The sequence below is a fragment of the Clostridium carboxidivorans P7 genome, assembly GCF_001038625.1.
Lineage (GTDB): Bacteria > Bacillota > Clostridia > Clostridiales > Clostridiaceae > Clostridium_AM > Clostridium_AM carboxidivorans.
The window spans coordinates 3,694,408-3,718,697 of the sequence record NZ_CP011803.1 but is presented as its reverse complement, the minus strand read 5'-3'; the positions used below and the strand labels follow the sequence as shown (position 1 = coordinate 3,718,697).

The following is a 24,290-nucleotide window of genomic DNA, read 5'->3' as shown; positions in this document are numbered from 1 at the left end:
TTTTAGAGTTAATTACAGTTTAAAGGTAGGTGGCGCTTTATGGAAACAAAGGACAAGTTATATAGTAAAAATAGTTTTAAAGGTTCTCTAAAAATGAGAATGATTACAGGTTTTGTTATTATAATAATGCTTATGGGACTTCTTAGTATAGTTCCTTTTATAGTCATGAAATCAAATACAGATAAGATGAATACTATGATGGAAACCACTATAGTAGCTAATGAAATTATTGATTATGCAGATGATACTGGAAATGTTATTGAAAAATACATGACCGATAAAAAAGATGATCAAAAACAAAGCTGCATGAACAATTTATCTAAAATGAATAATGCTGTAGCCATATTAAAGAAAAATGTTAAGGATAAAGAGGGCAAGAAAGCCTTAGATTCATTACAAAGAATAGTTAAAACTTATAATGAAAGAATCACGAAAACTATTGAATTGAACGATGGTAAAAATTTTAATGCAGCAATGAAGAAAAAAGAAGATGCAATAGAAACCATAGACTTAATGAAAAGCAGTTCAACAGATTTTATTTTTACAGAATTAAAATACTATAAGGGTTTAAAACAAGAATTAAATGTAAAATACAATACTGCTAAAGCGACCGTATTGATATTGATTTTGGCTATTGGTATTTTAAGTATTATAGGTGCTTCAATTTTTTCAGGCAACATAGCAAATATTATATATAAGCTTGCAGATAGTGCAAAGTCTATAGCAGATGGAAATTTAGGAATTAAAGAAATAAAAGTCAAATCTAAGGATGATTTATCTGTTCTTGCGGAGTCCTTTAATAAGATGAGTGAAAATTTACGTTCTGTTATAAAAAGTATTGCAGACAATAGTAATAAAGTATCAAATTCTTCAGAAACCTTAAAATTGAATGTGGAACAAAATTATTCAACAGTAGAACAAGTAGCTGTTTCCATTCAGCAGGTTTCAGAGGGGGCGGCAAAGCAGGCAGAAGAATGTGAGAAAACTGTAAAAGTTGTAAATGAATTATACGATAAGAACAAAAACATTCAAGAAAATACAAATAATGTGCTAGAAACTTCAGTAAATGCTGTTGAGGCAGCTAATGATGGAGAGAAAAAGGTTGATTCCTTAATAGAACAGATAAATGTTATAGAAAATAAAATTTCTAAAATAGAAAAAAATACGGAAGATTTAAAGAATGGTTCAAATGAGATAAAAGAGATAGTAGATTTAATACAAAGTATAAGCACAGAAACTAATCTTTTAGCTTTAAATGCAGCAATTGAGGCAGCTAGAGCTGGAGAAGCTGGAAAGGGATTTGCAGTTGTTGCAGAGCAGGTGAGAAATCTTTCTATGGATTCAGCAGAGGCAGCAAAACAAATTGAAGAAAAGGTGAAAAATATACAACTTCAATCTGAACAGGTAGTTGGTTTAATGAGTGAAGGGGTTAAAGAAGTAAGGGAAGGTACAAGGCTTGCCCATACAGCAAAAGAATCTTTTAAGAAAATATTAAGTACTAGCGACAATGTTGGGGTGGAAATAAAAAGAATTGCTGATGAAATTATAAATATGGTAAATGATATAAACAATGTAGAGGTTATGAGTAAAAATATTTATGATATTTCAAAGAAAACTTCAGGAGGAAGTCATGAAGTTGCAGCAGCCATTGAAGAACAAACGGCAAGTTTGGAAGAAATGAATTCTTATGCCACTATTTTGAGTAATATGGCTGGAGAACTGGATAAAATTATAAATCAATTTAAAATTTAATAACAAACTATCTATACATAAAGAAAGTAATTTATTGAACTTTGTCTATGCAACTTTTTTTAGAGGACAGAGGACAATGAAGGTGAGTTTTCCTCCACTGTCCTATGTCAATTGTTCTCTGTCCTCTGAAAATTTGTGTTTCCTTAATTTTTTATATTATTCTATAAATTTTTATACAGAAATGTATTGTTATATTAAGGCATCTTTGCTACAATATAATTGTTCAAGATGAATTGTGTTATACTTAGTGGGAACATAAAAAACCCACTGGGATATAAAAAGCACTATCAAGGGTAAAAAAATTATAAGTTAAGTTTTTTATTCTTATAAAAATAATTTTATCAGTAGAGGAAGGAGAATAAAATATGATTTATTCAACAGAAGTTGACAGAATGTGTTGCGTAACTAAAGGAGCAAACCACCAATCAGCTCCAATTCCAGAAGAAGGAAAATGGGTGCGTGCTAAAGAAATAAAAGATATATCAGGATTAACACATGGTATAGGCTGGTGTGCTCCACAGCAAGGTGCTTGCAAGCTTACTTTAAATGTTAAAGATGGAATAATCCAAGAAGCTTTAGTTGAAACAATAGGATGTTCAGGAATGACTCATTCAGCAGCTATGGCATCAGAAATACTTCCAGGAAAGACTATACTTGAAGCATTAAACACAGATTTAGTTTGTGACGCTATAAATACAGCAATGAGAGAATTATTCTTACAAATAGTATATGGAAGAACTCAAACTGCTTTCTCAGAAGGTGGACTACCTATAGGAGCAGGTCTTGAAGATTTAGGAAAAGGATTAAGAAGCCAAGTTGGTACTATGTATGGTACAAAAGCTAAGGGAACTAGATACTTAGAAATGGCTGAAGGATATGTTACAAATGTAGCTTTAGATGAAAATAACGAAGTTATAGGATATAAATTCGTTCACCTTGGAAAAATGATGGAAATGATAGGAAAAGGAATGGATGCTAACGAAGCTAAAGAAAAAGCTACTGGTCAATATGGTAGATTTGATGAAGCTGTAAAAGTTATCGATCCAAGACATGAATAATATATAAGGAGGACGTTTGAAATGGCATTATTTGAAAGTTATGAAAGAAGAATTGATCAGATTAAACCAGTACTTGAAAAGTATGGCATGAAGACTATAGAAGAAGCTAAAGCTGTTTGTGATGAAAAGGGAATCGATGTTTATAACATAGTTAAATCAACTCAGCCAATATGCTTTGAAAATGCTTGTTGGGCATATATATTAGGTGCTGCAATAGCTGTAAAAAAAGGATGTAAAAAAGCTGCAGAAGCTGCAGAATCTTTAGGAGAAGGCTTACAAGCTTTCTGTATTCCAGGATCAGTTGCAGATGATAGAAAAGTTGGAATAGGACACGGAAATTTAGCAGCTATGCTTTTAAGAGAAGAAACTAAATGTTTTGCTTTCTTAGCAGGACACGAATCTTTTGCAGCTGCTGAAGGTGCTATAAAAATAGCTGAAAAAGCTAACAGAGTTAGAAAAGAACCATTAAGAGTTATATTAAATGGTCTTGGAAAAGATGCTGCTTATGTAATTTCAAGAATTAATGGATTTACATATGTTGAAACTAAATTCGACTACTATACAGGAAAATTAGAAGTAGTTAGAGAAGTTGCTTTCTCAAAAGGCGAAAGAGCTAAAGTTAAATGCTATGGTTCAGACGATGTTAGAGAAGGTGTTGCTATAATGCACAAAGAGGGAGTTGACGTATCAATAACTGGTAACTCAACTAACCCAACAAGATTCCAGCACCCAGTTGCAGGAACATACAAAAAAGAATGTTATGAACAAGGTAAGAAATACTTCTCAGTTGCATCAGGTGGTGGTACTGGAAGAACTCTTCACCCAGATAACATGGGTGCAGGTCCAGCTTCTTACGGTATGACAGATACCATGGGAAGAATGCACTCAGATGCTCAATTCGCAGGTTCTTCATCAGTTCCAGCTCATGTTGAAATGATGGGATTAATAGGAATGGGTAACAACCCAATGGTTGGAGCTTCAGTTGCAGTAGCAGTTGCTGTTGAAGAAGCTATGAGCAAATAAGTTTTTTGTGTATAGTTAAAATAAAAGTCTAAATATAATAAAAAACCATCCAAAACTCATAAAAAATTCCGTAAAAAATATATAGAAATTAAATAAATGAATGATTAAAGAGCATGAAGGAAGTGCAAGAGAAAATCTTGTAACCCTTCATGCTTTTTTCTTTTGTAAATATATGATATTAGGATTAAGGAAGTTAGATATAAGGTATATAGCATTAACAAATTAAAAATGATTTAATTTGTTGGACAAACTTAAAAGAAAAATAATGTTGAACTAAAAATGGTGAAAAATGTAATTAAAGGTGATATTATTAAATAAAGGGGTATTAAAAATAAAATTCAAATTATACCTTTTTAATAGATTGTTTATGAATGAATTGAAAAATAAAAATGTTATAACTAAGTAGCATAGGGGGAGATATTATGCCAAGGCTATATGAAGATGTAAAAAAAAGGTTGGCTATAATAGAAAATATGTATGATGCTATCAGAATAGTTGAACCTAATAATAAAGAAATAATAATTATTAAAGGTGGCGAAATTCATAAGCTTAATGGATCATGTTATGACTATTGGAAAAAAGGTACGGCTTGCAGTAATTGTATTTCAATTAAATCATATGATGAAGATGTTGTATTTGCTAAGATAGAAGATAATTACAACAACCCCATTATGATAATTGCAATTCCAATAATAATTAATAAAGATAAGTATGTTGTTGAACTGCTAAAAAGTATAGGAAAAAGAGAGAAGATATTTGAAATAAATAATCATGAAAAAATTATTACAGATGAAATAATAGATTTATTTAATATTTTTTATGAAACAGAGATAAAAAATATTAAAACAGAAATGGAAGCGGATTTTATTAAAATAAGTCATGATAAAATATCAGCATTAGAAAACAAAATTGATGAATTAAGAAGCAATTTAAATAAAATGTGTGAAATGCCAGATAAAATAGGAAAAGATAATGAAATATTAGATATGAGCCAAGCCTTAGATGAACTTATTGTACAATATATGAAGGGAGAATTAAAGCAATGAATTATTTTACTAAGGAATGGTATGAACTTTGTCAAAAGACCAGTATTCATTTTCCTCTTAAAGCAATGAAAGAGGCAGAATCTTTTTCAGAAGAATACTTTCAGCAATTATATAAACAAGAACTGGCAGAATGGCTGAGGTTGCAGGAAGAAATTGCCTTACATAAAGAGAAGCTTGGAGCAGTAAAAGAAAGTTGTATTTCATGTGAGCCATTTGACAGGGAAAAATTATCTCAACAATTTTATCAAGGATTTATACATAGACAAAGGTACATAAAAACTATATTGCCGGAAGAAATATTAAAAGAAATAGCAGATATTCGGGTTTGTGCATTGGATAAAGCATCTCATAAAGTAATACAAGCTATAACTCTATTTTGCAAGAACAATGAAAAATTGGTAAACAAAACTATTAAAAAGTATGAAAAATATTATAAAAAAGCATCAAAATCATTTGATAGAAGAATAGTTGAAAATATAAACTTTCATGATTGCGGTATTATAGATGTAAGGCAAACAGAACAGTATTTGTTGATATTATTTGACAACAAATACGGTTTTACAGACATAGATGAGATAAAGTTTGAAAACTATAATATAATCAAACAAGATGCTTTACTGCAAAACTCGCGGTGGCTTTATGATGAAATGTATAAAATAAATGATAAATATGAATTACATGTTTTGCTTCAAAATAAAAAAATGGACTTAATAGACTTCATTATTTCTGCTGATAACATTACCTTTAGACATTAGTAATATATTGTGAAGTAATAAAAACAAATTAAAGGTGATATAAATGAATAATATAGGAAAAAGAATAATGGTTATAGGTTCACCAGGTAGCGGTAAAAGTACATTTTCAAGAAAACTTTCGTATATAACAGGCATTCCACTTATTCATCTTGATAAAGAATTTTGGAATAGTGGATGGGTTGAAACACCAAGAGATGAATGGGTAAAAAAACAAAAGTTTTTGGTAGAAGGTGATGAATGGATAATTGATGGTAATTATGGTGGAACTATAGATATTCGTCTTGGAAAGGCTGATACGGTAATTTGTTTTGAATTAAGTAGGGTAGCGTGCTTACTTAATTATTTTAAACGAGTTATTACAAATTTAAATAGGGTAAGACCAGATATGTCAGAGGGGTGTAATGAAAAGTTTGATTTTGAATTTATGAAATATATTTGGAATTTTCCTCAAAAGTTAGGTAGAAGAAATAATTGTATAATTGAAAAAAATAAAGATAAGCAGATAATAATATTTAAAAATAGAAGAGATGTAAATAGGTACACTATAAAACTTTTAAATGAAAAAAATGAAACAAATTTGAAGTGAGTAAATTTATAAATAAAATTTAATATTTCATGTAAAAAATGTGAGATCATGTACAAAAGTAATTGCTGATAAAAAAATCAGTAAAATTGCTTAAAGTATATGGTTTTTTATTTTGTTTATTTTAGTAGAGGTGGAGGCATGTATATGTCAAAGTGTAAGTAAATTGTCCTTATAGTAATAGATAAAATATCAATCATAAGCACATAATAATTAACAGAGTAATCATACAGTAAAATGTGAAAATAAGAAAGCAGGTGGTGCTATAAATGAATAGAAAATTTAATGAGAATGATAAAATTGGTGATATCGTTACGGAATTCCCCAATGCAAGTGATATTTTCTATAAGTATAATATTGATTTTTGCTGTGGAGGGAATAGGCCTTTAAGTGATGCAATACTTGCACAAAAGCTTGATGGGAGTCAATTGTTAGAAGATCTTAATAACAAATATCAAGAATTCACAGAAAAAAACAATGAGTTTGTAGATTGGGCAAAAGAAAGCCCTGGTAAGTTAATAGATTATATAGTGAATACTCACCATGCATATTTGAGAGAGGAACTTCCTAGAATAAGTGAATATGCTTTCAAAATATTAAAGGTTCATGGTAAATCCCATAAAGAATTGTTTAAAGTTCATAAGTTGTTTAACAATTTAAGAATTGAACTTGAAGAGCATTTAGTTAAAGAAGAAGAATTTATATTTCCTGAAATAAGGCAATATGAAAGAGAAGGTAATGCTGATGATAAAAACCGGGTATTAAATCTTATTAATGAATTGGAAGAAGAGCATACTGGAGCAGGGAATATCATAATGGAATTAAGGGAAGTGACAGATCATTATAGTATTCCAAAAGATGCATGTGGTTCTTTTAAAATAACATATGAAAAGTTAAAAGAAGTTGAATTAGATTTATTTCAACATATACATTTAGAAAACAATATTTTGTTTAAAAATCTGCGATAATTTGAATCAATAGTATAAGGTGGTAACTAAAATTATCAAATTATGATATATAAACATAATATTAATAATTAAGTGGAGGTTTTTTTATATGAGTTTTAAAATAAATGACACTGTTACCTGGGTTGGAAAGATTGATTGGGAGCTAAGAACTTTCCATGGTGAAGAATACTCTACACATAAAGGTTCTTCATACAATTCATACTTAATTAAAGATGAAAAGACAGTACTTATTGATACTGTTTGGTATCCATTTGCCAAAGAATTTGTAGCCAACTTAAAAAAAGAAATTGATTTAAACAAAATAGATTATATAATAATGAACCACTCTGAAAGTGACCATAGTGGTGCGCTTTTAGAGCTAATGAAAGAAATACCCAATACCCCAATTTATTGTACTAAAAGTGGTGTAAAAATATTAAAGGGGCATTATCATAAGGATTGGAACTTTGTAGAGGTAAAGACTGGGGATAGTCTAAATATAGGTAAAAATAAATTGACATTTGTAGAAGCAAGGATGCTTCATTGGCCTGATTCAATGTTTACATATTTATCCGGTGAAAATATTTTATTCAGCAATGATGCCTTTGGGCAGCACTATGCCTCTGAATTGATGTACAACGATAAAGTTGATCAAGGTGAATTATTTCAGGAGGCAATAAAATACTATGCTAATATTTTAACTCCCTTCAGCAAATTTGTTGTAAAGAAAATAGAAGAGGTATTAAGTCTTAATTTACCTGTCAATATGATTTGCACTAGTCACGGAATAATGTGGAGGGATAATCCGCTGCAAATAGTCAATAAGTATATGGAATGGGCGAAGGATTACCAAGAAAATCAGATTACAATAATATATGATACAATGTGGAATGGAACAAGAAGGATGGCTGAAGCCATAGCAGAAGGAATAAAAAGTTCAAATAAGGATATTGTTATAAAGATATTTAATTCATCTAAAAATGATAAAAATGATATTATTACCGAAGTATTTAAATCAAAAATGGTGCTTGTTGGTTCATCAACAATAAATAACGGAATATTATCTTCGACAGCTGCAATATTGGAGATGATTAAAGGACTTGGTTTCAAGGGAAAGAAAGGGGCAGCTTTTGGTAGTTATGGCTGGAGTGGCGAATCAGTAAAAATTATTAGTGAAGAATTAAATGAGGCTGGTTTTGAAATAATAAGTGAAGGAATAAAAGAATTATGGAATCCAGATGAAGAGGGATTAAGCAGATGCAGAGAGTTCGGAAGTAATGCTTTAGAAAAAATACAAGAAAATACTTATATTTAGTAATTGACATAATTAACATTATCATTTAATATTAAGAGGCAGTGATAAAATTTACAATTACATGTTTATTTAAGCAGTAATTTTTATTTTGAAAATTTAAGAGTCGCACGACTGGCGGAAGTGGAGTTTACCACAGGGAGTGTGATTTATAAAGTATAAATGTCGACCGCCTGGGCAAATGTGTCCAGGCGGTTTTACGTTTTTTGTTAACTGTTGGGCATCTTTAATTAAATCTAAAGAAAAATTTTGTTTAAAGTTAACCAATCTCCTTACGCTTCTGTATAGAAAGCGTAGAGGAGGTAAAAAATAAACAAAAATTAGAGATGGAGGTATTTTAAAATGGGTTTTAAATCAGACATTGAAATAGCACAGGAGTGTAAACCAAAAGACATAAGGAAGATAGCTGAAAAAATAGGTATTTCTGAAGATGACATCGAGCTTTATGGAAAATATAAGGCTAAAGTAGATTACAACTTATTAAAGAAAACTCCAGGAAAAAAAGGTAAACTCATTCTTTGTACAGCAATTAATCCAACACCAGCAGGAGAAGGAAAAACTACTACGTCAATAGGTGTAGCTGACGCTTTATCAAAAATAGGCAAAAATACAATAGTTGCTTTAAGAGAACCGTCATTAGGACCAGTATTTGGAGTAAAAGGTGGAGCAGCAGGTGGCGGATATGCGCAAGTTGTTCCAATGGAAGATATTAACCTACACTTTACGGGTGACTTCCATGCAATAGGAGCAGCTAACAATTTATTAGCAGCAATGCTGGACAATCACATATATCAGGGAAATGCTTTAGACATTGATCCAAGAAGAATAGTTTGGAGAAGATGTGTTGATATGAACGACAGACAATTAAGATTTGTTGTTGATGGTATGGGGGGAAAAGTTAACGGAGTACCAAGAGAAGATGGATTTGATATTACTGTTGCTTCAGAAATAATGGCTATATTTTGCTTGGCTAGCGATATAGAAGACTTAAAAGCAAGACTTGCTAGAATAGTTGTAGCATATACAAGGGCTGGAGAACCTGTAACAGCTGGACAGATAAATGCACAAGGTGCCATGACTGCATTACTTAAAGATGCATTAAAACCAAATCTAGTTCAAACTCTTGAAGGAACACCAGCATTTGTTCATGGCGGACCATTTGCAAATATAGCTCATGGATGTAACTCAATAATGGCTACAAGAATGGCTACTCATTTTGCAGATTATGTAGTTACAGAGGCAGGTTTCGGAGCTGACCTTGGAGCTGAAAAATTCTTAGACATTAAATGTAGAATGGCTGGATTAAAACCAGATGCAGTTGTAATAGTTGCTACAGTAAGAGCATTAAAATACAACGGCGGAGTACCAAAAGCTGATTTAAATAATGAAAACTTAGAAGCTCTTGAAAAAGGACTTCCAAACTTATTAAAACACGTTGAAAATATAACTAAGGTATTTAAATTACCAGCAGTGGTAGCAATAAATGCATTTCCAACTGATACTCAAGCTGAATTAAAATTAGTTGAAGATAGATGCAGAGCTCTTGGAGTAAATGTTAAACTATCAGAAGTTTGGGCAAAAGGTGGAGAAGGTGGAGTTGAAGTTGCTAAGGAAGTAATAAGATTAATAGAAACAGAAGAAAACAACTTCCAATTTGCTTATGATGCAGAACTTCCAATAAGAGAAAAAATAAGAGCTATAGCTCAAAAGATTTATGGTGCTGATGATGCAGTATTTACAGCACAAGCTGAAAAAGAAATTGATGAATTAGAGAAAAATGGATTTGGTAAAACTCCAGTATGTATGGCCAAAACTCAATATTCTTTAACTGATGATCAGACTAAACTTGGAAGACCAACAGGCTTTAAAGTAACTGTAAGACAAGTAACAGTTTCAGCGGGAGCAGGTTTTGTTGTTGCTTTAACTGGAGCAATAATGAAAATGCCAGGACTTCCTAAAGTTCCAGCAGCTGAAAAAATTGATGTTAATAAAGATGGAGTAATAAGCGGATTATTCTAGTAAGTATCTTGTTTATATAATCTCAAAAATTAATATAAAAAATAAGAAGTCAATGTTTTAGTGGTATTTTGTATACTGAAGCATTGGCTTCAATTTATAGTAAAAATATAATAAATCACTATAATATTAATGAATAAAATTGCATTTAAGATAATATTCTAAATATTTTCAATATTCTTTTTAAAAGGTAGTGACATTTATTTATAAAAATATTATAATAGTATTATAAAATAACAAAAAACATATGTAATATAAGTGTTAAACAAAAGGGGAAGCCTACTACTATGATTTTGTTGTAACTAAACTTATTTGAAATGCATATTAATGGGTAAAAGGGGAGTGGTTTTCATGAAGGATATTATTAATGAAAATAAAAAAGATGTTCAAGCTGCTAAAAGAGATAAAAAAGCAGTTAAAAAAATAAGAAGAAGAGAATCACATAAGTTTCTTTTTGATATGGTTAGTGTTCTATTTAGTAGGGGTTAAAATTTTTAATACGGTATCAGCAGAGTTCTTTCTGCTGTTTTTTTTCTTTGTGGTAATTTAATATTTTGAATGATATACTTATCTTTGTAATTTTATCAAGCAGAATTTATCATATCTATTTGAAAAATTCAAGCTGTGGTCTAAGCTAGAATTAAGAAGGGGGAGAATAATAATATGGATAAATCAATGGTAACAACAGCATTTGATATAGCAGGATATAAGATTATAGAAAATTGTGGATTAGTGAGAGGCGTAATTGTTCGTTCAAGAAGTGTTATAGGAAACATAGGAGCTGGATTACAAAGTCTTGTAGGAGGAAATATATCTTTGTATACAGAACTTTGTGAACAAACCAGAGAAGAATCATTTGAACTAATGATGAAGCATGCTGATGAAATAGGTTCAAATGCTATTATTGGGGTTAGATACGATGCTAATGAAGTAACACAAGGAATAACAGAAGTTTTATGTTATGGAACGGCAGTTAAAGTAGAAAAGGAATAATTAAGAAAGCATCTGCATTGATATGTAGATGTTTTTTTATTAGAAATATGGGTATCATTAAAATAAAAAGAAACTTAATTTAATAAAATATTAAAAAAAATAGAGAATATACTTGTTAAGATGATATAATAAAGAGATTGAGAAAATGGAAAATTGAAATTAGTTTATATAGATAAAATAATTAACAAATTTGGAGGGTCTTATGTCTAAAGAAAAGTTATTGATACTTGATGGAAATAGTTTAATGAATAGAGCGTTTTATGCACTGCCACCGTTAACTAACTCTCAAGGATTACATACTAATGGAGTATATGGTTTTGTAACAATGCTTTTAAAAATGAGAGAAGAAATTAATCCTAATTATATAGTTTGTACTTTTGATAGAAGTGCTCCTACATTTAGACACAATGAATACAAGGATTATAAGGCTGGTAGAAAAAGAATGCCAGAAGAGCTGGCAGAACAATTTCCAGTGGTAAAAAAACTATTAAATATGCTTTCTATAAGTATGTTTGAAATTGACGGATTCGAAGCAGATGATCTTATAGGAACTCTTTCTGTATATGCAGAAAAAAAAGACATAGAAGTTTACATAGTTACAGGAGATAAAGATGCTCTTCAATTAGCAACAGATAACGTAAAAGTTGTTATAACAAAAAAAGGAATTACAGAAAAAGAGATATATGATAAAAATAGAATGATTTCAGAATTTGAAGTTACACCAACTCAATTTATAGATGTAAAAGGCCTTATGGGAGACAAATCAGATAATATACCTGGTGTTCCAGGAGTTGGTGAAAAAACAGCCTTTAAACTTATAAAAGAATATGGAAGTATAGAAAATGTATTAAATAATATAGATAATATTAGTGGAAAAAAAATAAAAGAAAATTTAATGCAGTATAGTGAACAGGCAGTATTCAGTAAAAAGCTTGCTACTATCATGGTTAATGTTCCTATAGAAATAGATCTAAATGAAATAAAATCTAAGGAAAATTATGATGTAGAAGGTGTAAAAAACTTATTTATAGAGCTTCAATTTAAATCACTTATAGATAAAGTAATAGGTGAAAAAGAATTAAAAGAAGAAATTGAAAAAGAAGATATTAAAGTTGACTTTAAAAACATAAGTAATATAAAGGATTTAAAAAAGCTTGGGGAAGACATAAGTTTAATTGCAAAAGATGAAATTTTATACTTAACTTTTAAAATTGTAGATGGGAATATTTACTCAAAAAGTTATATAGAAAAGATATTTTTGAATATAGATAATAAAAATTATGTAGTAGAACTTGAAAAAATATATGAAGAAAATAATGAAGATACATTAAAATGTCTTAAGGATATATTTGAAAATGATAAAATAGAAAAAGTAAGTCATAATATAAAAGTTCCATATACTGTATTTAAGAAAATGGGAATAAACTTTACCAGTGTAAAATTTGATACAGAAATAGCAGCTTATTTAATTGATTCTTCTAGGGGTGAATATGGATTAAATTCTATTATACAGGATTATCTTAAAATAATGCTCCAAGGAGAAGAAGATGAAATCAGAGTAAAGGAAAATTCTCTTTTAAAAGATGTTTTTGAAACCTTAAATAAACAAATAAAAGAATTGAATATGGAAGAACTTTTATATGAAGTAGAACAGCCGCTTACATTGGTATTAGCAGCTATGGAATATGAAGGCTTTAAGGTTGATAATGTAAAATTAGAGGAACTAGGAGAAAAATTTAAGATAGAAATAGATAAGCTTAAGAAGGATATATATGGGTTGGCAGAAGAAGAATTTAATATTAATTCTCCTAAACAGCTTGGAAAAATATTATTTGAAAAACTTGATTTGCCTGTAATTAAAAAGACAAAAACAGGATATTCCACTAATGCAGAGGTTTTAGAGCAGCTTTTAGATAAACATCCTATTATAGAAAAAATAACTTACTATAGACAGTTTACTAAGCTTTATTCTACATACATCGAAGGATTAAAAGCTGTAATTGATAAAGATGGAAAAATACATTCTAGCTTTAATCAAACAGTTACTACTACAGGAAGATTGTCAAGCACGGAACCTAATCTTCAAAATATACCAATAAAATATGAAATGGGTAGAGAAATAAGAAAAGTATTTGTACCTGAAGATGAAAATTCAATAATACTTTCAGCAGATTATTCACAAATAGAACTCAGAGTACTTGCTCATATAGCAGATGATGAAAATTTAATAGACGCTTTTCTTAATCATAGTGATATTCATACTAAAACAGCATCAGAAGTGTTCAAAGTGCCTATAGACCAAGTTACTAAGCTTCAAAGAAGTAATGCTAAGGCTGTAAACTTTGGTATAGTTTATGGCATAGGTGACTTTAGTTTGGCTAAGGATTTAAAGATATCTAGAAAAGAAGCTAAGAATTATATAGATACTTATTTCGAAAGATATCCAGGTGTAAAAAGGTATATGGATAATGTTATAAAGCAGGCAGAGGATAATCTGTATGTAACTACTATAATGAATAGAAGAAGGTTTATACCTGAAATTAAGAATTCTAAAAAGATGGTAAAGGCTTTTGGGGAAAGATTAGCCATGAATACACCTATTCAAGGCAGTGCTGCAGATATAATAAAGATGTCCATGGTAAATGTATATAACATCTTAAAGAGTAAAAATTTAAAGAGTAAAGTAATACTTCAAGTGCATGATGAACTTATTTTGAATGTATATAAGGATGAGTTAGAAGAAGTAAAAGAATTAGTTAAAAATCAAATGGAAGATGTTATGAAATTAAGAGTACCTTTGGAAGTGGATATTAATCTTGGAGATAATTGGTACGAGGCAAAATAATTTTCTTCAAATACAAAGGGGTTGATTTCTTATGCTTAAAATCGGACTCACTGGTGGAATAGGAAGTGGAAAGAGTACCATTTCTGAAATGCTTAGCAAAAGAGGGTTTGATATTATAGATGCAGATATTGTAGCCAGAGAGGTATTAAACAAATATCCTGAAATTATTTGTGAAATAAAGAAAAACTTTGGAGAAACATTTGTTGATGAAAATAATAAACTAAAAAGAAGAGAATTAGGTAATTTTATATTTGCTGTACAAGAAAAAAGGAAAAAATATGAAGAGATAATTATGCCTTTTATTGTGAAAGACATATTTTATAGAATAAATCAATTGGATGAGAAGGGAAAAGAAGTCTGTATAATTGATGCTGCTACCCTAATAGAAAATAATTTACATAAATATATGGACGTAAATATACTGGTTTGGGTAGATTCTTTAACACAATTTGAAAGAATTAAAAATAGAGATAAGTTGCCACACAGTGAAATTCTCAATAGAATAAATTCACAAATGTCTTTAGAAGAAAAAATTAAATTTGCAGACTATACCATAGATAATTCAAAAAGTTTAAAGGATACAGAGGAAGAATTAAATATAACTTTAAGAGAGATTGGCAGAAATTTTAGGGGGGTGAAGTGCCTTAGTAATTTAGGCACAAATTAGTTTGAAAGGAATTAAAAGAGCAATAGGTTTTATAGCATTAATTGTATTATTAATGAATGCAAAAAATATAGTTAAATACTTTTATCCATTAAAATATACAGATAGTATACTTAAATATTCCTGTAAATATGATTTAGATCCTTATTTAGTAGCAGCAGTTATAAAAACAGAGAGTAATTTTAATAAAAATGCAAAATCAAATAAAAATGCCTATGGGCTTATGCAAATCACTCCAGATACAGCAGATTGGGCAGCTGATAAAATGGGGGTGAAGAATTTCAAAACAGATATGTTAAATGACTCTGACTTCAATATAAATATGGGATGCTGGTATTTAGATAATTTAAAGGATGAATTTGATAATAATATGGAATTAGTGCTGGCAGCATATAATGGAGGAAGAGGTAATGTTCAAAAGTGGCTAAAGAACTCAGAACATTCTTCTGATGGAAAAAACCTTCACTACATTCCTTTTAAGGAAACGGACAAGTATGTTAAAAAGGTTAAAGTAAATTGTAATATATATAAATATTTATATAAGAATGATAAAAGATTACAAAAAAAGTGATGGTAGTTAAAGAGAAAGTTTAAGGATTTAATACTGGTATTAAATTTATATTAAGTACTAAATCCTATTTTTTAGTTAACAATTGTTAAAAACAAGCCATTGACGAAGATAAAAACACATAGTATAATAGTCGTAGTTGCAAAAGACAGTAAACGATAATATGCAGGAGTGGCGGAATAGGCAGACGCGCACGTTTGAGGGGCGTGTGAGTAATCGTACGGGTTCAAGTCCCGTCTTCTGCACCATGAATAACACTGTAAGTATTGTAAATGCTAGTGTGAAACACGTTGTAAATAGCAATACGTTCGTTGGAAAAGTAATCCAATAGACGTATTGCTATTTTTTTATTTGGATGTATTGCCATTATTCCTAAATATATAAATAGGAGTAGCAATTATATGAAAAAGATAAATTTAAATTTAATACCAGATATACAACAGAAAAAGTATCCTAACATTACAATTGCAAAAGTTCAAGAGGAATTTGAGAACAATTTAAAAGAAAGACAATTAAGACCTGCAACTTTTAGATTTTATGAAGAAATACTAAATGTTTTTTATAAATTTAAAAATTATAATGATTTTATTAATACAATAGACCAATCAACTATAATGAATTTTATGAAATATTGCAAGACAGAAAGAAATAATGGTATTAATACTATACACACCAATATAAGAGGGTTAAGAACGTTTCTGTATTTTGCAATGGAAAAAGGATACCTACCAAAATTTAAAATTAAAGTACCATCTCCAGATTTACAACCTAAAGAAACCTATAGTAAAGAAGATATACAAAAGTTATTGCTTAAACCTAACCTAAGTAAATGTAATTTTAGTGAATATGTTGCATATGTAGCAGTAAATATATTTGTATTTACTGGTATGCGTCTTAGTACAGCAATAAATTTAAAAGTAGAGGATATAGACCTAAATAATAATATTATTTACTATAGACATACCAAAAATAACAAACCGCATATAGTTCCATTAGTTCATAATCTTAAAGAAGTAGTAAATGAATATTTAAATTTATTAAGTTCCCAAGGTGTAATGAATGAATATTTCTTAATAACTCCATATGGTGAACAATTAACATCTAATAAATTATATAAATATATATCTACCTACAATAAAAAAAGAAATGTTGAAATAACATCTATACATGCATTTAGGAGATTTTATATTAAATCCTTAGTATTACAAAATGTACCTATACCAAAAATACAGTTTCTAGTACAACACAAAAGTCCTGAACTAATTACTTTATATACAAAACTTTATACTACAGAATTAGTAGAAGATGTAGAAAGATTTTCTGCTGATATTTTGGAAAATAGTTCAATTAACAGAAAAAAAATTAGAACTTTAAAAGGAGGTAGATGATAATGCGAAACCTCTTAAAAGAAGCAGTATACAAACAAATAAAGGAAATGTCAGATGATGGAGAAACAATTATTTATGAGAACCACGAAAAAAATGAAAGATTAAATATTGAAACTTATGTTGTTATTTTAAAAATTCATTCTTATATCTTTAGGATTTATCAAGCCATGTTACACAGCACAGGCAATATAAGTGTAAAATTTGTTTCTGTTGATGCAGATATGTTAAATGCCATGAAAACTACATTTATAAAAGAATAAAGCCACCTACTGCAATAGGTGACTACAATTTAATACAATAATAAATTCTTGCTAAAACCCAAAAGTAATAACAAAAATTTATACTTAACACATATAAATTTTATCAAAAAAAATTGGATTTTGCAAGGTTTATTTCCTATACTCTTTTTTAAGGATTAGTAGGTTAGTTGTTGAAGCATACTAGCAACGTTAAATAATTAGTATAGGTTACATAGAGCCGATGCATAAAATCTATGGGGACAAGTAGTATTTCTGCTATTGTAGTATTTGTTCCTCAAATGGGTACACACGACCATTAAAAATATTATGTGGGTGGTAAGCTGAATACAGGGATTTTATATAATTATCAACAAGTAATTGTGGATAAAACGTGCATAACATGTTGATAAGTATTACAGGGCAGTTTTTGTAATATGAAAATATAAAATACAATAGCAGTATACGGAAACTTCCGATGAAAAAGAAGCATAAATTTTATTTTCCCCTTTTTCTAGGGGAAACTATGTCCGTTGCTTTGAATCCCCTAAAGCATAAATTACTCAGACCATAAGTCAAGTGATAATTAAAAAAATATGGTATAATTTATAATATGTGTTAATTAGAAGTGAAATGTAAAGAATATAAATGGGAAACGAATAAAACAATAATTAATCTCATTTGGGCATTATAGAGAAAACAAAAAATATAAATAGGTGATTATGAATGAAAGAAAATGGTACTTTAATAAATAAGATATGCACTAACTGCATACATGTAAAAGTTAATCCTAAAAGTAAATATAAGAATCCAGATTTACATTGCACAAGGCGAGGAAATTGCAAATTAACTAATAAGGAAGAAGCAAAATGGTGCAGTTTATATAAAGAAGGAGAGTAAAGAAACAAATAATGAAAAAAATAATAATGACAACAGAAGAAGAGTTTGAAGATGAATGTATTTGTGCTTATGGTATTTTAAATTTTGTTGATAGGGTTGAAAGTGATGTTAAATGGTGGTTTAATGTAGCTTATTATGATGATTATGAAAATAAATATATTGTAATTTTTAAGTCTTATATTACAGAAGAATATAAGGATTATATTTTATCTATTGAAGTTAAAAAAGTTAATGATTCATGGGAATACAAAGTTTTAAAAAAGATAGATGGATTAACGCTAAATCTAAAATTTGATAAGAAAATGGGATGATTTAAAGGAGATTTGAGAGGGCAAGTCAAGAGAGGTATTATTGGTCTACTTGGGGAATAGAGTGCCTAAAATGCTTTATATAGTGCAGGAATATGGTAGTAGAATTAATCTTGTAAATAATATATTTTCATGTTTTTTATTGTAATCTATACATAAAATGTAAGATGGAGTAAAATAGTGGTAGGGATCTTACAAATAGGTCGATTAAGCTTATTCTTTTAAATTTTAGGGGTGGTTATTGTGGGAAAAGAAACATTACTTGATAATTATTGTAATAGTGAAAGAAATAAATATAGAAGCAAATATGGAAATATAGTAGATAGAATCTTTAATCCTGAAAAAATTCAACTATTATGCAAATATAAATTTGATTTATTAACTGTCTTTGAGTTAATAGATAGAATTTATTGTGATCTAGCATCAGTATACAAATTGGAATATATTATAAGAATTTCTAATAAAAATGAATTAATGTCTATTTCATTTGTTCTGGATGATGAATCAACTACTATATCTATGGAAGAAGATGAAGTTGATAAAAAAACATATATTATATTATCAGGGTTTTATTTACCAACGGAAAAAATTAATGAATTAAATAAAACTATAAATAACAAATTATATCTTAGAAATGGATATAGAATACTTAAAAATTTAGAAATAATTTGTAAATGCTGGGGATTTGATGGAATTAAATGCACACATATAACTAATGACCGACTTATATTAAATCTGCTTAGTGAAGGATATGATAATCTTTATAAATTAAGGGGTTATGAAGAGTTCTATGATCAAGACTATGTAAAATGTTTTTTGAAGGATAGTGAAATAAATGCAACCTATAAAATACAATATAAGTTAAAATAGATAAAAAATGAAAAGTTATTTAAATTACAAAAGGGGATGTGAGAATATGAAATGTAAAAACTTAATTAAGGAAAATCATAATGTATATATGATTGATGGGAATAATTTTAAGTTAGATTTAGAGAATGATTCTGTAATGCAAAAATATGAAAAGGTTAATAGTGTAAATATAATTAATGTGGTCAATAATTTCTTAAAAACCCAAGACGAACATTTTAATAAAATTATTTCAAGTATAGAAGAGTTAGTTGAAAAATATGGTATAGATTATTTTATGTTTGGAGAAGGAAAGCAAGTTTCAATAGAAAATTTAGCTTTGATATATAATTTAAAAAATAGAAATTCATGTGTAGATTGTAATTTAAAAGTTTTCTATAATGATGGTAGATATTCAAATGACAGTAGAGTAAGTTATATGATAGAATTTTCAGAAGGTTCAAGTGGAGATAACTATGGTTTCTCTTTTTATAGATATTTTAAATACTCTGAGTTCTATAAAATAGAAAATATGTTAGAAGAGTATTTTTCTAGTGATTCTGATGGAATAGAAGATAGAAAAGCTATAAATAAATGTGTTAACAATATAAAGAATAGATTAGACTATTATTATTCAAAATAGTTAAAATGAGAATTATGAATTAGGCTAGAGGAAAGAAAGGTTCAAAATAAAAGACGTTGAGTAAGTATAAATTTATAAATTCTGGTGCTCACAATACTTATTTTGTACCTAAAATCGCTTAAATGTGTGGATTGCAGTGTCATTGAATGAATGTACATAAGTATTTTAATCATCTAATTCACTCTGCAATAAATTTGCATTTAGTTTGGAGGATACTTGTACTGATTATCAAGGTGCTAATAAGATTATATAAAGACAGCTTAAATTATGACTGTTTATATAATAATACCTCGATAATCAGTGGAAATATCATATATTTTAGATGAATACCTTGATATTTATAATAAATCTATTAGATAAAGAATACGCAAAATTATTTACATGGCCTATTTTTTACCAAGATATTTGCAGCACACCTAGTTCAATTGAATATCTAAGGGTATAACCTTTATTATTTAGATATTTATTAATTCTATCGTATATCTCTTTGTCTTTTTTATTTTGTGTTGTAAGAAATAAACAGGTTTCATTTTCTCCATTATTAGCAGCACGTTTAATTGATTCATTTATATCTTGTAATCTTTTATCAACCATTTCATCAACACTTGTTTTTGCACTAATATTTCTTACTTCTTTTGCAGTAAGAAATTCTTCGACTTTTTCTTCATAGATTGGGTCAATAAATATTATCAATTTATCAAATTTTATTTTGTCCCTATATAGCTTTTCTATAGTATCTGCAAAACCATCCTTAATAGTCATTCTAATAATGTCATTTGGTACTGAAATTACTAAATCATTATATTGATCTAAAAATGAATTTTCAATGTAAAATAACCAATTACTGATAGTAATATTATTGTACTTATCTTTTAAGGAATTTAATACACTTTTATTTATACTTTTTATGGTAGATTCATATTCTGTTTCAAATATCATTTCCAGACCTTCTTTCTTTAGTTTATCATCCATAACATTAGTTGAAAAATTATTCGTTTCTATTTGTTTCTTTTATCTCTATATTTCTAAAGAAGTCAAATCTTTTTTGATTTATTTCCATTCTGTGTTTTATAGATTTACAAAGATTCTTATAAGTTAATTCGAAAATTTTATTATCTTTAAAATATTTATAAATAAGTCTATTAAAATAAATTGTAAAAGAATCTTCGGATACAATTAGTTTATCTATTAATTTTATGCAAGTTTTATATTTATAAATATAAATAGTATTTAGTTCTTCTAGCAAGTTATGGCTAATACCAATATTATTATCAATATTCACTTTCACATAGTTATTCTTTCTTTCAGAAACTTGAACTTTAAAGATTGTATCTAATGCAGAGAAAAGATTAATGTCAAAAGAGCCTTGTTTAATTTCAATCTTTAACAATTCCTGAGTACCATTTGTTATAGACATACTAGAGGTAGAAATATTGATGGAATTAATTAGTAAATTTATTATGTCATCTTTATCTTCTTTTGTAAGCATGTATAAAACCTCCTAAAATATTATTATGAATAAGTATACAACATTTCAAGACAAAAAACAACAATATTTTACAAAATAATATTTTAATTACTTATATGGATATTATTAATTATTATTTTATTAATATTTTATTGAAAAGTATAATAAAAATATACATAGTATACATATTTATCCAAATAATGTGCAATTAAGCACAATAGAATACTTGGGTTAAAGTAAATAGTTTTCTATTTGTGAAATATGTGGAATGTTGATTTGCATAAAAATGTGTTGATATAGCTAATATTATTGAAATTTAAACATAATTATCGTTAATAAAATAATATTCTACTCGAAATTTAATTTGTTTTATTAATATTTAATTATTTATCATTTAATAGAGGAATTTTCTTTTATTTGTAGAAATATTTACAAAAGAAGGGAGATGTTATTTATGGCAGCAAAAACTTTTGATATTAATTTTAGAGGGTATTGGAGAGAGTCTGATGTTGCTGGTATACCAAGTGAATCAGGTGTGTATTGTGTTTATGAATGTACTTACAATAAAAATAATGATACTGTTGGTATTCATAAACTAATATATATTGGAGAATCAAATAATGTAAATGGTCGAATTGCCAATCATGAAAAGTGGGAAGATTGGAGAAAAGAGGTTGCAAAAGCTAATGAAATTTGTATTTCTTTTGGGCAAGTCGATTCAACCTATCGTGAAAGAGTAGAAGCTGCATTAATTTATCATCATCAGCCAGCAGTGAATACAGAATGTATGGAAGGGTTCAATTATGATAGAACAACTATAAATACTAGTGATTGTAACGCTAAATTATCAGCAAATTTTACAGTGGAGAGAACATAGGAGATATATTAAAATGGAAGGTTTAAACACATATCCAACACTTAAGCAATTAAAAGAATATTTAATGACAAGCATACCTACAATATTCGATTATTTTAAGATTAACATGATTTATGCTTTACATGAGGATGATGTTACTGGTAAAAATGTAATTGTATTTCTATCTGATAATGAACGTGTAGCTTATACCCATGAATTGAGTATAGAACAAATAAAATTTAATAACTTAACAGAATATATGGAAAAACTTATTGTAGTAAAAATGCTTATTACAGTAAATAATAATAGGTTATTGACTGAAGATGAATTAGAAGATACATGTATTAGCAGTCTTTTTTTAGATAAATTTAGTTATGAAGTTAAAGGACACTATTTGTATAGAGTTGATGGAATGCGAAAAAAAGGTATATCAGAAATAGAATTTACTATAAAAGAAATTACTAAAAGCTAATGTTTTTCAAAATAATTATTAAATCTTAATCTGAAGGGATGAGGAAGAATGATAATAGAGAAGTCGTATGAATTATGGAAAGATGATAAATTCAATAAACATTATATCATGACTTTTAGAGTTCTAGATTTATATGATAGAAGTGTTTCGTGTTTTATAGATGGTAAAGCTCAAGGAATATTAGAAGAAGGTGCTAAGTGGATTGATATTAACAATTTAGATAAGAAGGAATTTTTAAATGAAAAAAATATAGAATTCATAATAGAAAAGAATGAAGGCATAGAACAAATTATTCCTGTGGGATTAATTGATTTTATAATTGGTGAAAAGTATTGCTTTACTGAATTGCATCTATGTAAATTTGGAGGTGATAGCTTATATAAATCTAATCAGATTGTTAAAAATATACAAAGAGCTATTGAAATACAATATGAAGCTAAAAAATTTGCTGATAAGTTCGCAATTAATGGTAACAAAGAAGAAATGGTATTAACTTAATTATACGTTTTTGAGGGGAAGTTTTAATTTGTGGTTTAAAATTATAATTTCTATAATAGTTGTAATACCTACTATATTAGCTATAATTTCAATAGAGATAGATAATGGCATTAATGAAAAGAAACCTGATCTTTTTACATTACAATTATGGAAAAAATATGATAAATTCGAAGAAAAAAAGTTAAAAAAATATTGTAAGTATTACTGGAGAATTATAAACAATGAAGCTTATGGAACTTATTTTAGTACTTTTGATGAACTTTATAAGGGGATTTATGATACTTATTATAATAAATTCTATAAAAAAGATGATTTGGATGGAATCTTAAATAAAAAGAAAGACATTAAAATATCAATTAACAGTTTTAAAACTGTTGATTTTAATGCATACGTAGCAAATTTGCTTACTGTCATCGCAATGGTAGGAAGTGCAATTTTTGGTGGTATTTTCAGTGCAATTTATAGTAGTTCTGGAAAAAGTATTGCAAATACAGATGATGTTTTTAACTTTTTTATTAAAATGGCTATAATGTTAATCATAATTGTTTTCTTTTCTGATAGGTTTAATTTTTGGCTTAATAAAGATGAATTGAAAAACTTTTATATGATATGTTTTGATATATTGGAATATATTGAAAGAGAAATGAATGAAGATAAAGTTAACAAGGAAAATTTAATTAATAGAGAAGAAACAATTCAACAAATTAAAGAATACATAAATAGTAATAGTTATGTAAAGCCAGTCAGAGAAGAAATTGCAGCAGATAAAAGTAGTACTGAATATATTGAGAAAGGTAAAGTTTATAAGATAATATTGGAAAAAGATAATAGTAAAAGGTAGAGGAACTTCTTATTATTCTTCTACCTTTTCATTTTTATTAATATTTTCGTCTTCTATGTAATCTATTATATCTGTAATTTTAACATTAGGGTCAACTTTTTCACAAGTTTCAATGATCTTGCTAAGCACATCAAAGTTTATAGAAGTAGTTTTATTAGCTACTAATTTTCCTATAGAATTTTGAGAAATTCCTGTGTTTTTACTTAACCAATATTTTGTCTTTTTAACCTTATCTAAATATTCTTCGAGTTTACAAATAATCATGGTATTAT

Annotated in this window: 27 protein-coding genes, 1 tRNA gene and 1 riboswitch; of the genes, 25 read left to right on the top strand and 3 right to left on the bottom strand. The window is 28.0% G+C overall.

All coding sequences use genetic code 11. The features are described from left to right. Positions 1–39 precede the first annotated feature (39 nt). The 21 genes from Ccar_RS16375 (at position 40) to Ccar_RS16285 (ending at position 19,883) form a co-directional block, all read left to right on the top strand. Positions 40–1,752: a methyl-accepting chemotaxis protein gene (locus tag Ccar_RS16375; RefSeq protein WP_007060790.1), complete on the top strand. Its 1,713-nt coding sequence runs from the start codon at positions 40–42 to the stop codon at positions 1,750–1,752. Positions 1,753–2,117: 365 nt separating this feature from the next. Next, the gene (locus Ccar_RS16370) at positions 2,118–2,810 is read left to right on the top strand and encodes an iron-sulfur cluster assembly scaffold protein (RefSeq protein ID WP_007060791.1); all 693 of its coding nucleotides are present in this window, start codon (positions 2,118–2,120) and stop codon (positions 2,808–2,810) included. A gap of 21 nt (positions 2,811–2,831) precedes the next feature. Continuing rightward, entirely contained in the window at positions 2,832–3,833 is a 1,002-nt protein-coding gene (locus tag Ccar_RS16365; RefSeq protein ID WP_007060792.1) for a GGGtGRT protein, read from the top strand. 422 nt (positions 3,834–4,255) lie between these two features. After that, positions 4,256–4,879, top strand: coding sequence for an aspartyl-phosphate phosphatase Spo0E family protein (locus Ccar_RS16360; protein WP_007060793.1), 624 nt, complete (start codon positions 4,256–4,258; stop codon positions 4,877–4,879). Continuing rightward, positions 4,876–5,634 carry a DUF4085 family protein gene (locus tag Ccar_RS16355; protein WP_007060794.1) on the top strand — a complete coding sequence of 253 codons (759 nt, stop codon included), beginning with the start codon at positions 4,876–4,878 and terminating at the stop codon, positions 5,632–5,634. Before Ccar_RS16360 ends, Ccar_RS16355 begins: the two co-directional genes overlap by 4 nt. 43 nt (positions 5,635–5,677) lie before the next feature. Next, the gene (locus Ccar_RS16350; protein WP_007060795.1) at positions 5,678–6,220 is read left to right on the top strand and encodes a DNA topology modulation protein; all 543 of its coding nucleotides are present in this window, start codon (positions 5,678–5,680) and stop codon (positions 6,218–6,220) included. 266 nt (positions 6,221–6,486) lie between these two features. Next, positions 6,487–7,185: an iron-sulfur cluster repair di-iron protein gene (gene ric / locus Ccar_RS16345; protein ID WP_007060796.1), complete on the top strand. Its 699-nt coding sequence runs from the start codon at positions 6,487–6,489 to the stop codon at positions 7,183–7,185. Positions 7,186–7,273: 88 nt separating this feature from the next. Further along, positions 7,274–8,479, top strand: a complete 1,206-nt coding sequence (locus tag Ccar_RS16340; RefSeq protein WP_007060797.1) for an anaerobic nitric oxide reductase flavorubredoxin — start codon at positions 7,274–7,276, stop codon at positions 8,477–8,479. A gap of 97 nt (positions 8,480–8,576) precedes the next feature. Beyond that, positions 8,577–8,662, top strand: a riboswitch (ZMP/ZTP riboswitch). A 156-nt stretch (positions 8,663–8,818) separates the two neighbouring features. Then, on the top strand, positions 8,819–10,495 hold the full coding sequence (locus Ccar_RS16335; RefSeq protein ID WP_007060798.1) for a formate--tetrahydrofolate ligase: 1,677 nt from the start codon (positions 8,819–8,821) through the stop codon (positions 10,493–10,495). Between the two features lie 348 nt (positions 10,496–10,843). Then, positions 10,844–10,981 (top strand): hypothetical protein, encoded by a 138-nt coding sequence (locus Ccar_RS26835; RefSeq protein WP_007060799.1) that lies wholly within the window; start codon positions 10,844–10,846, stop codon positions 10,979–10,981. A gap of 174 nt (positions 10,982–11,155) precedes the next feature. Then, positions 11,156–11,485: a YbjQ family protein gene (locus tag Ccar_RS16330; protein ID WP_007060800.1), complete on the top strand. Its 330-nt coding sequence runs from the start codon at positions 11,156–11,158 to the stop codon at positions 11,483–11,485. 202 nt (positions 11,486–11,687) lie between these two features. Next, complete coding sequence (polA, locus tag Ccar_RS16325) at positions 11,688–14,330, top strand: DNA polymerase I (protein WP_007060801.1); 2,643 nt, start codon at positions 11,688–11,690, stop codon at positions 14,328–14,330. A 31-nt stretch (positions 14,331–14,361) separates the two neighbouring features. Continuing rightward, complete coding sequence (gene coaE, locus Ccar_RS16320) at positions 14,362–14,997, top strand: dephospho-CoA kinase (RefSeq protein WP_007060802.1); 636 nt, start codon at positions 14,362–14,364, stop codon at positions 14,995–14,997. Between the two features lie 52 nt (positions 14,998–15,049). Then, positions 15,050–15,565 carry a lytic transglycosylase domain-containing protein gene (locus Ccar_RS16315; protein WP_156184621.1) on the top strand — a complete coding sequence of 172 codons (516 nt, stop codon included), beginning with the start codon at positions 15,050–15,052 and terminating at the stop codon, positions 15,563–15,565. Between the two features lie 162 nt (positions 15,566–15,727). Then, a tRNA-Leu gene (locus Ccar_RS16310) sits at positions 15,728–15,810 on the top strand. Positions 15,811–15,963: 153 nt separating this feature from the next. Next, positions 15,964–16,950 carry a tyrosine-type recombinase/integrase gene (locus Ccar_RS16305; protein WP_048030171.1) on the top strand — a complete coding sequence of 329 codons (987 nt, stop codon included), beginning with the start codon at positions 15,964–15,966 and terminating at the stop codon, positions 16,948–16,950. A 2-nt stretch (positions 16,951–16,952) separates the two neighbouring features. Continuing rightward, positions 16,953–17,210, top strand: coding sequence for a hypothetical protein (locus Ccar_RS16300; protein WP_048030170.1), 258 nt, complete (start codon positions 16,953–16,955; stop codon positions 17,208–17,210). A 702-nt stretch (positions 17,211–17,912) separates the two neighbouring features. Next, on the top strand, positions 17,913–18,086 hold the full coding sequence (locus Ccar_RS26830; RefSeq protein ID WP_007060807.1) for a hypothetical protein: 174 nt from the start codon (positions 17,913–17,915) through the stop codon (positions 18,084–18,086). Positions 18,087–18,097: 11 nt separating this feature from the next. Then, a complete protein-coding gene (locus Ccar_RS16295; protein ID WP_007060808.1) occupies positions 18,098–18,397 on the top strand; it encodes a hypothetical protein in 300 nt (99 codons plus the stop codon). A gap of 240 nt (positions 18,398–18,637) precedes the next feature. Next, positions 18,638–19,264: a hypothetical protein gene (locus Ccar_RS16290; protein ID WP_007060809.1), complete on the top strand. Its 627-nt coding sequence runs from the start codon at positions 18,638–18,640 to the stop codon at positions 19,262–19,264. 46 nt (positions 19,265–19,310) lie between these two features. Further along, entirely contained in the window at positions 19,311–19,883 is a 573-nt protein-coding gene (locus Ccar_RS16285; protein ID WP_007060810.1) for a hypothetical protein, read from the top strand. Between the two features lie 393 nt (positions 19,884–20,276). Here the strand turns inward: Ccar_RS16285 and Ccar_RS16280 are convergent, their stop codons facing one another. Then, complete coding sequence (locus Ccar_RS16280; RefSeq protein ID WP_007060811.1) at positions 20,277–20,822, bottom strand: DnaA N-terminal domain-containing protein; 546 nt, start codon at positions 20,820–20,822, stop codon at positions 20,277–20,279. A gap of 49 nt (positions 20,823–20,871) precedes the next feature. Next, the gene (locus Ccar_RS16275) at positions 20,872–21,372 is read right to left on the bottom strand and encodes a hypothetical protein (RefSeq protein ID WP_007060812.1); all 501 of its coding nucleotides are present in this window, start codon (positions 21,370–21,372) and stop codon (positions 20,872–20,874) included. 433 nt (positions 21,373–21,805) lie between these two features. Between Ccar_RS16275 and Ccar_RS16270 the strand changes: the two genes are divergently transcribed. Genes Ccar_RS16270 through Ccar_RS16255 form a run of 4 tightly spaced genes read left to right on the top strand, consistent with a single transcriptional unit; the run spans position 21,806 to position 24,018 of the window. Then, on the top strand, positions 21,806–22,228 hold the full coding sequence (locus Ccar_RS16270) for a GIY-YIG nuclease family protein (protein WP_048030168.1): 423 nt from the start codon (positions 21,806–21,808) through the stop codon (positions 22,226–22,228). 13 nt (positions 22,229–22,241) lie between these two features. After that, positions 22,242–22,679, top strand: coding sequence for a hypothetical protein (locus tag Ccar_RS16265; protein ID WP_007060814.1), 438 nt, complete (start codon positions 22,242–22,244; stop codon positions 22,677–22,679). Between the two features lie 48 nt (positions 22,680–22,727). Next, positions 22,728–23,177 carry a hypothetical protein gene (locus Ccar_RS16260; RefSeq protein WP_007060815.1) on the top strand — a complete coding sequence of 150 codons (450 nt, stop codon included), beginning with the start codon at positions 22,728–22,730 and terminating at the stop codon, positions 23,175–23,177. 28 nt (positions 23,178–23,205) lie between these two features. Continuing rightward, positions 23,206–24,018, top strand: a complete 813-nt coding sequence (locus tag Ccar_RS16255) for a hypothetical protein (RefSeq protein WP_007060816.1) — start codon at positions 23,206–23,208, stop codon at positions 24,016–24,018. Positions 24,019–24,030: 12 nt separating this feature from the next. Here the strand turns inward: Ccar_RS16255 and Ccar_RS16250 are convergent, their stop codons facing one another. Beyond that, positions 24,031–24,282, bottom strand: a complete 252-nt coding sequence (locus Ccar_RS16250; protein WP_007060817.1) for a helix-turn-helix domain-containing protein — start codon at positions 24,280–24,282, stop codon at positions 24,031–24,033. Positions 24,283–24,290: the final 8 nt, after the last annotated feature.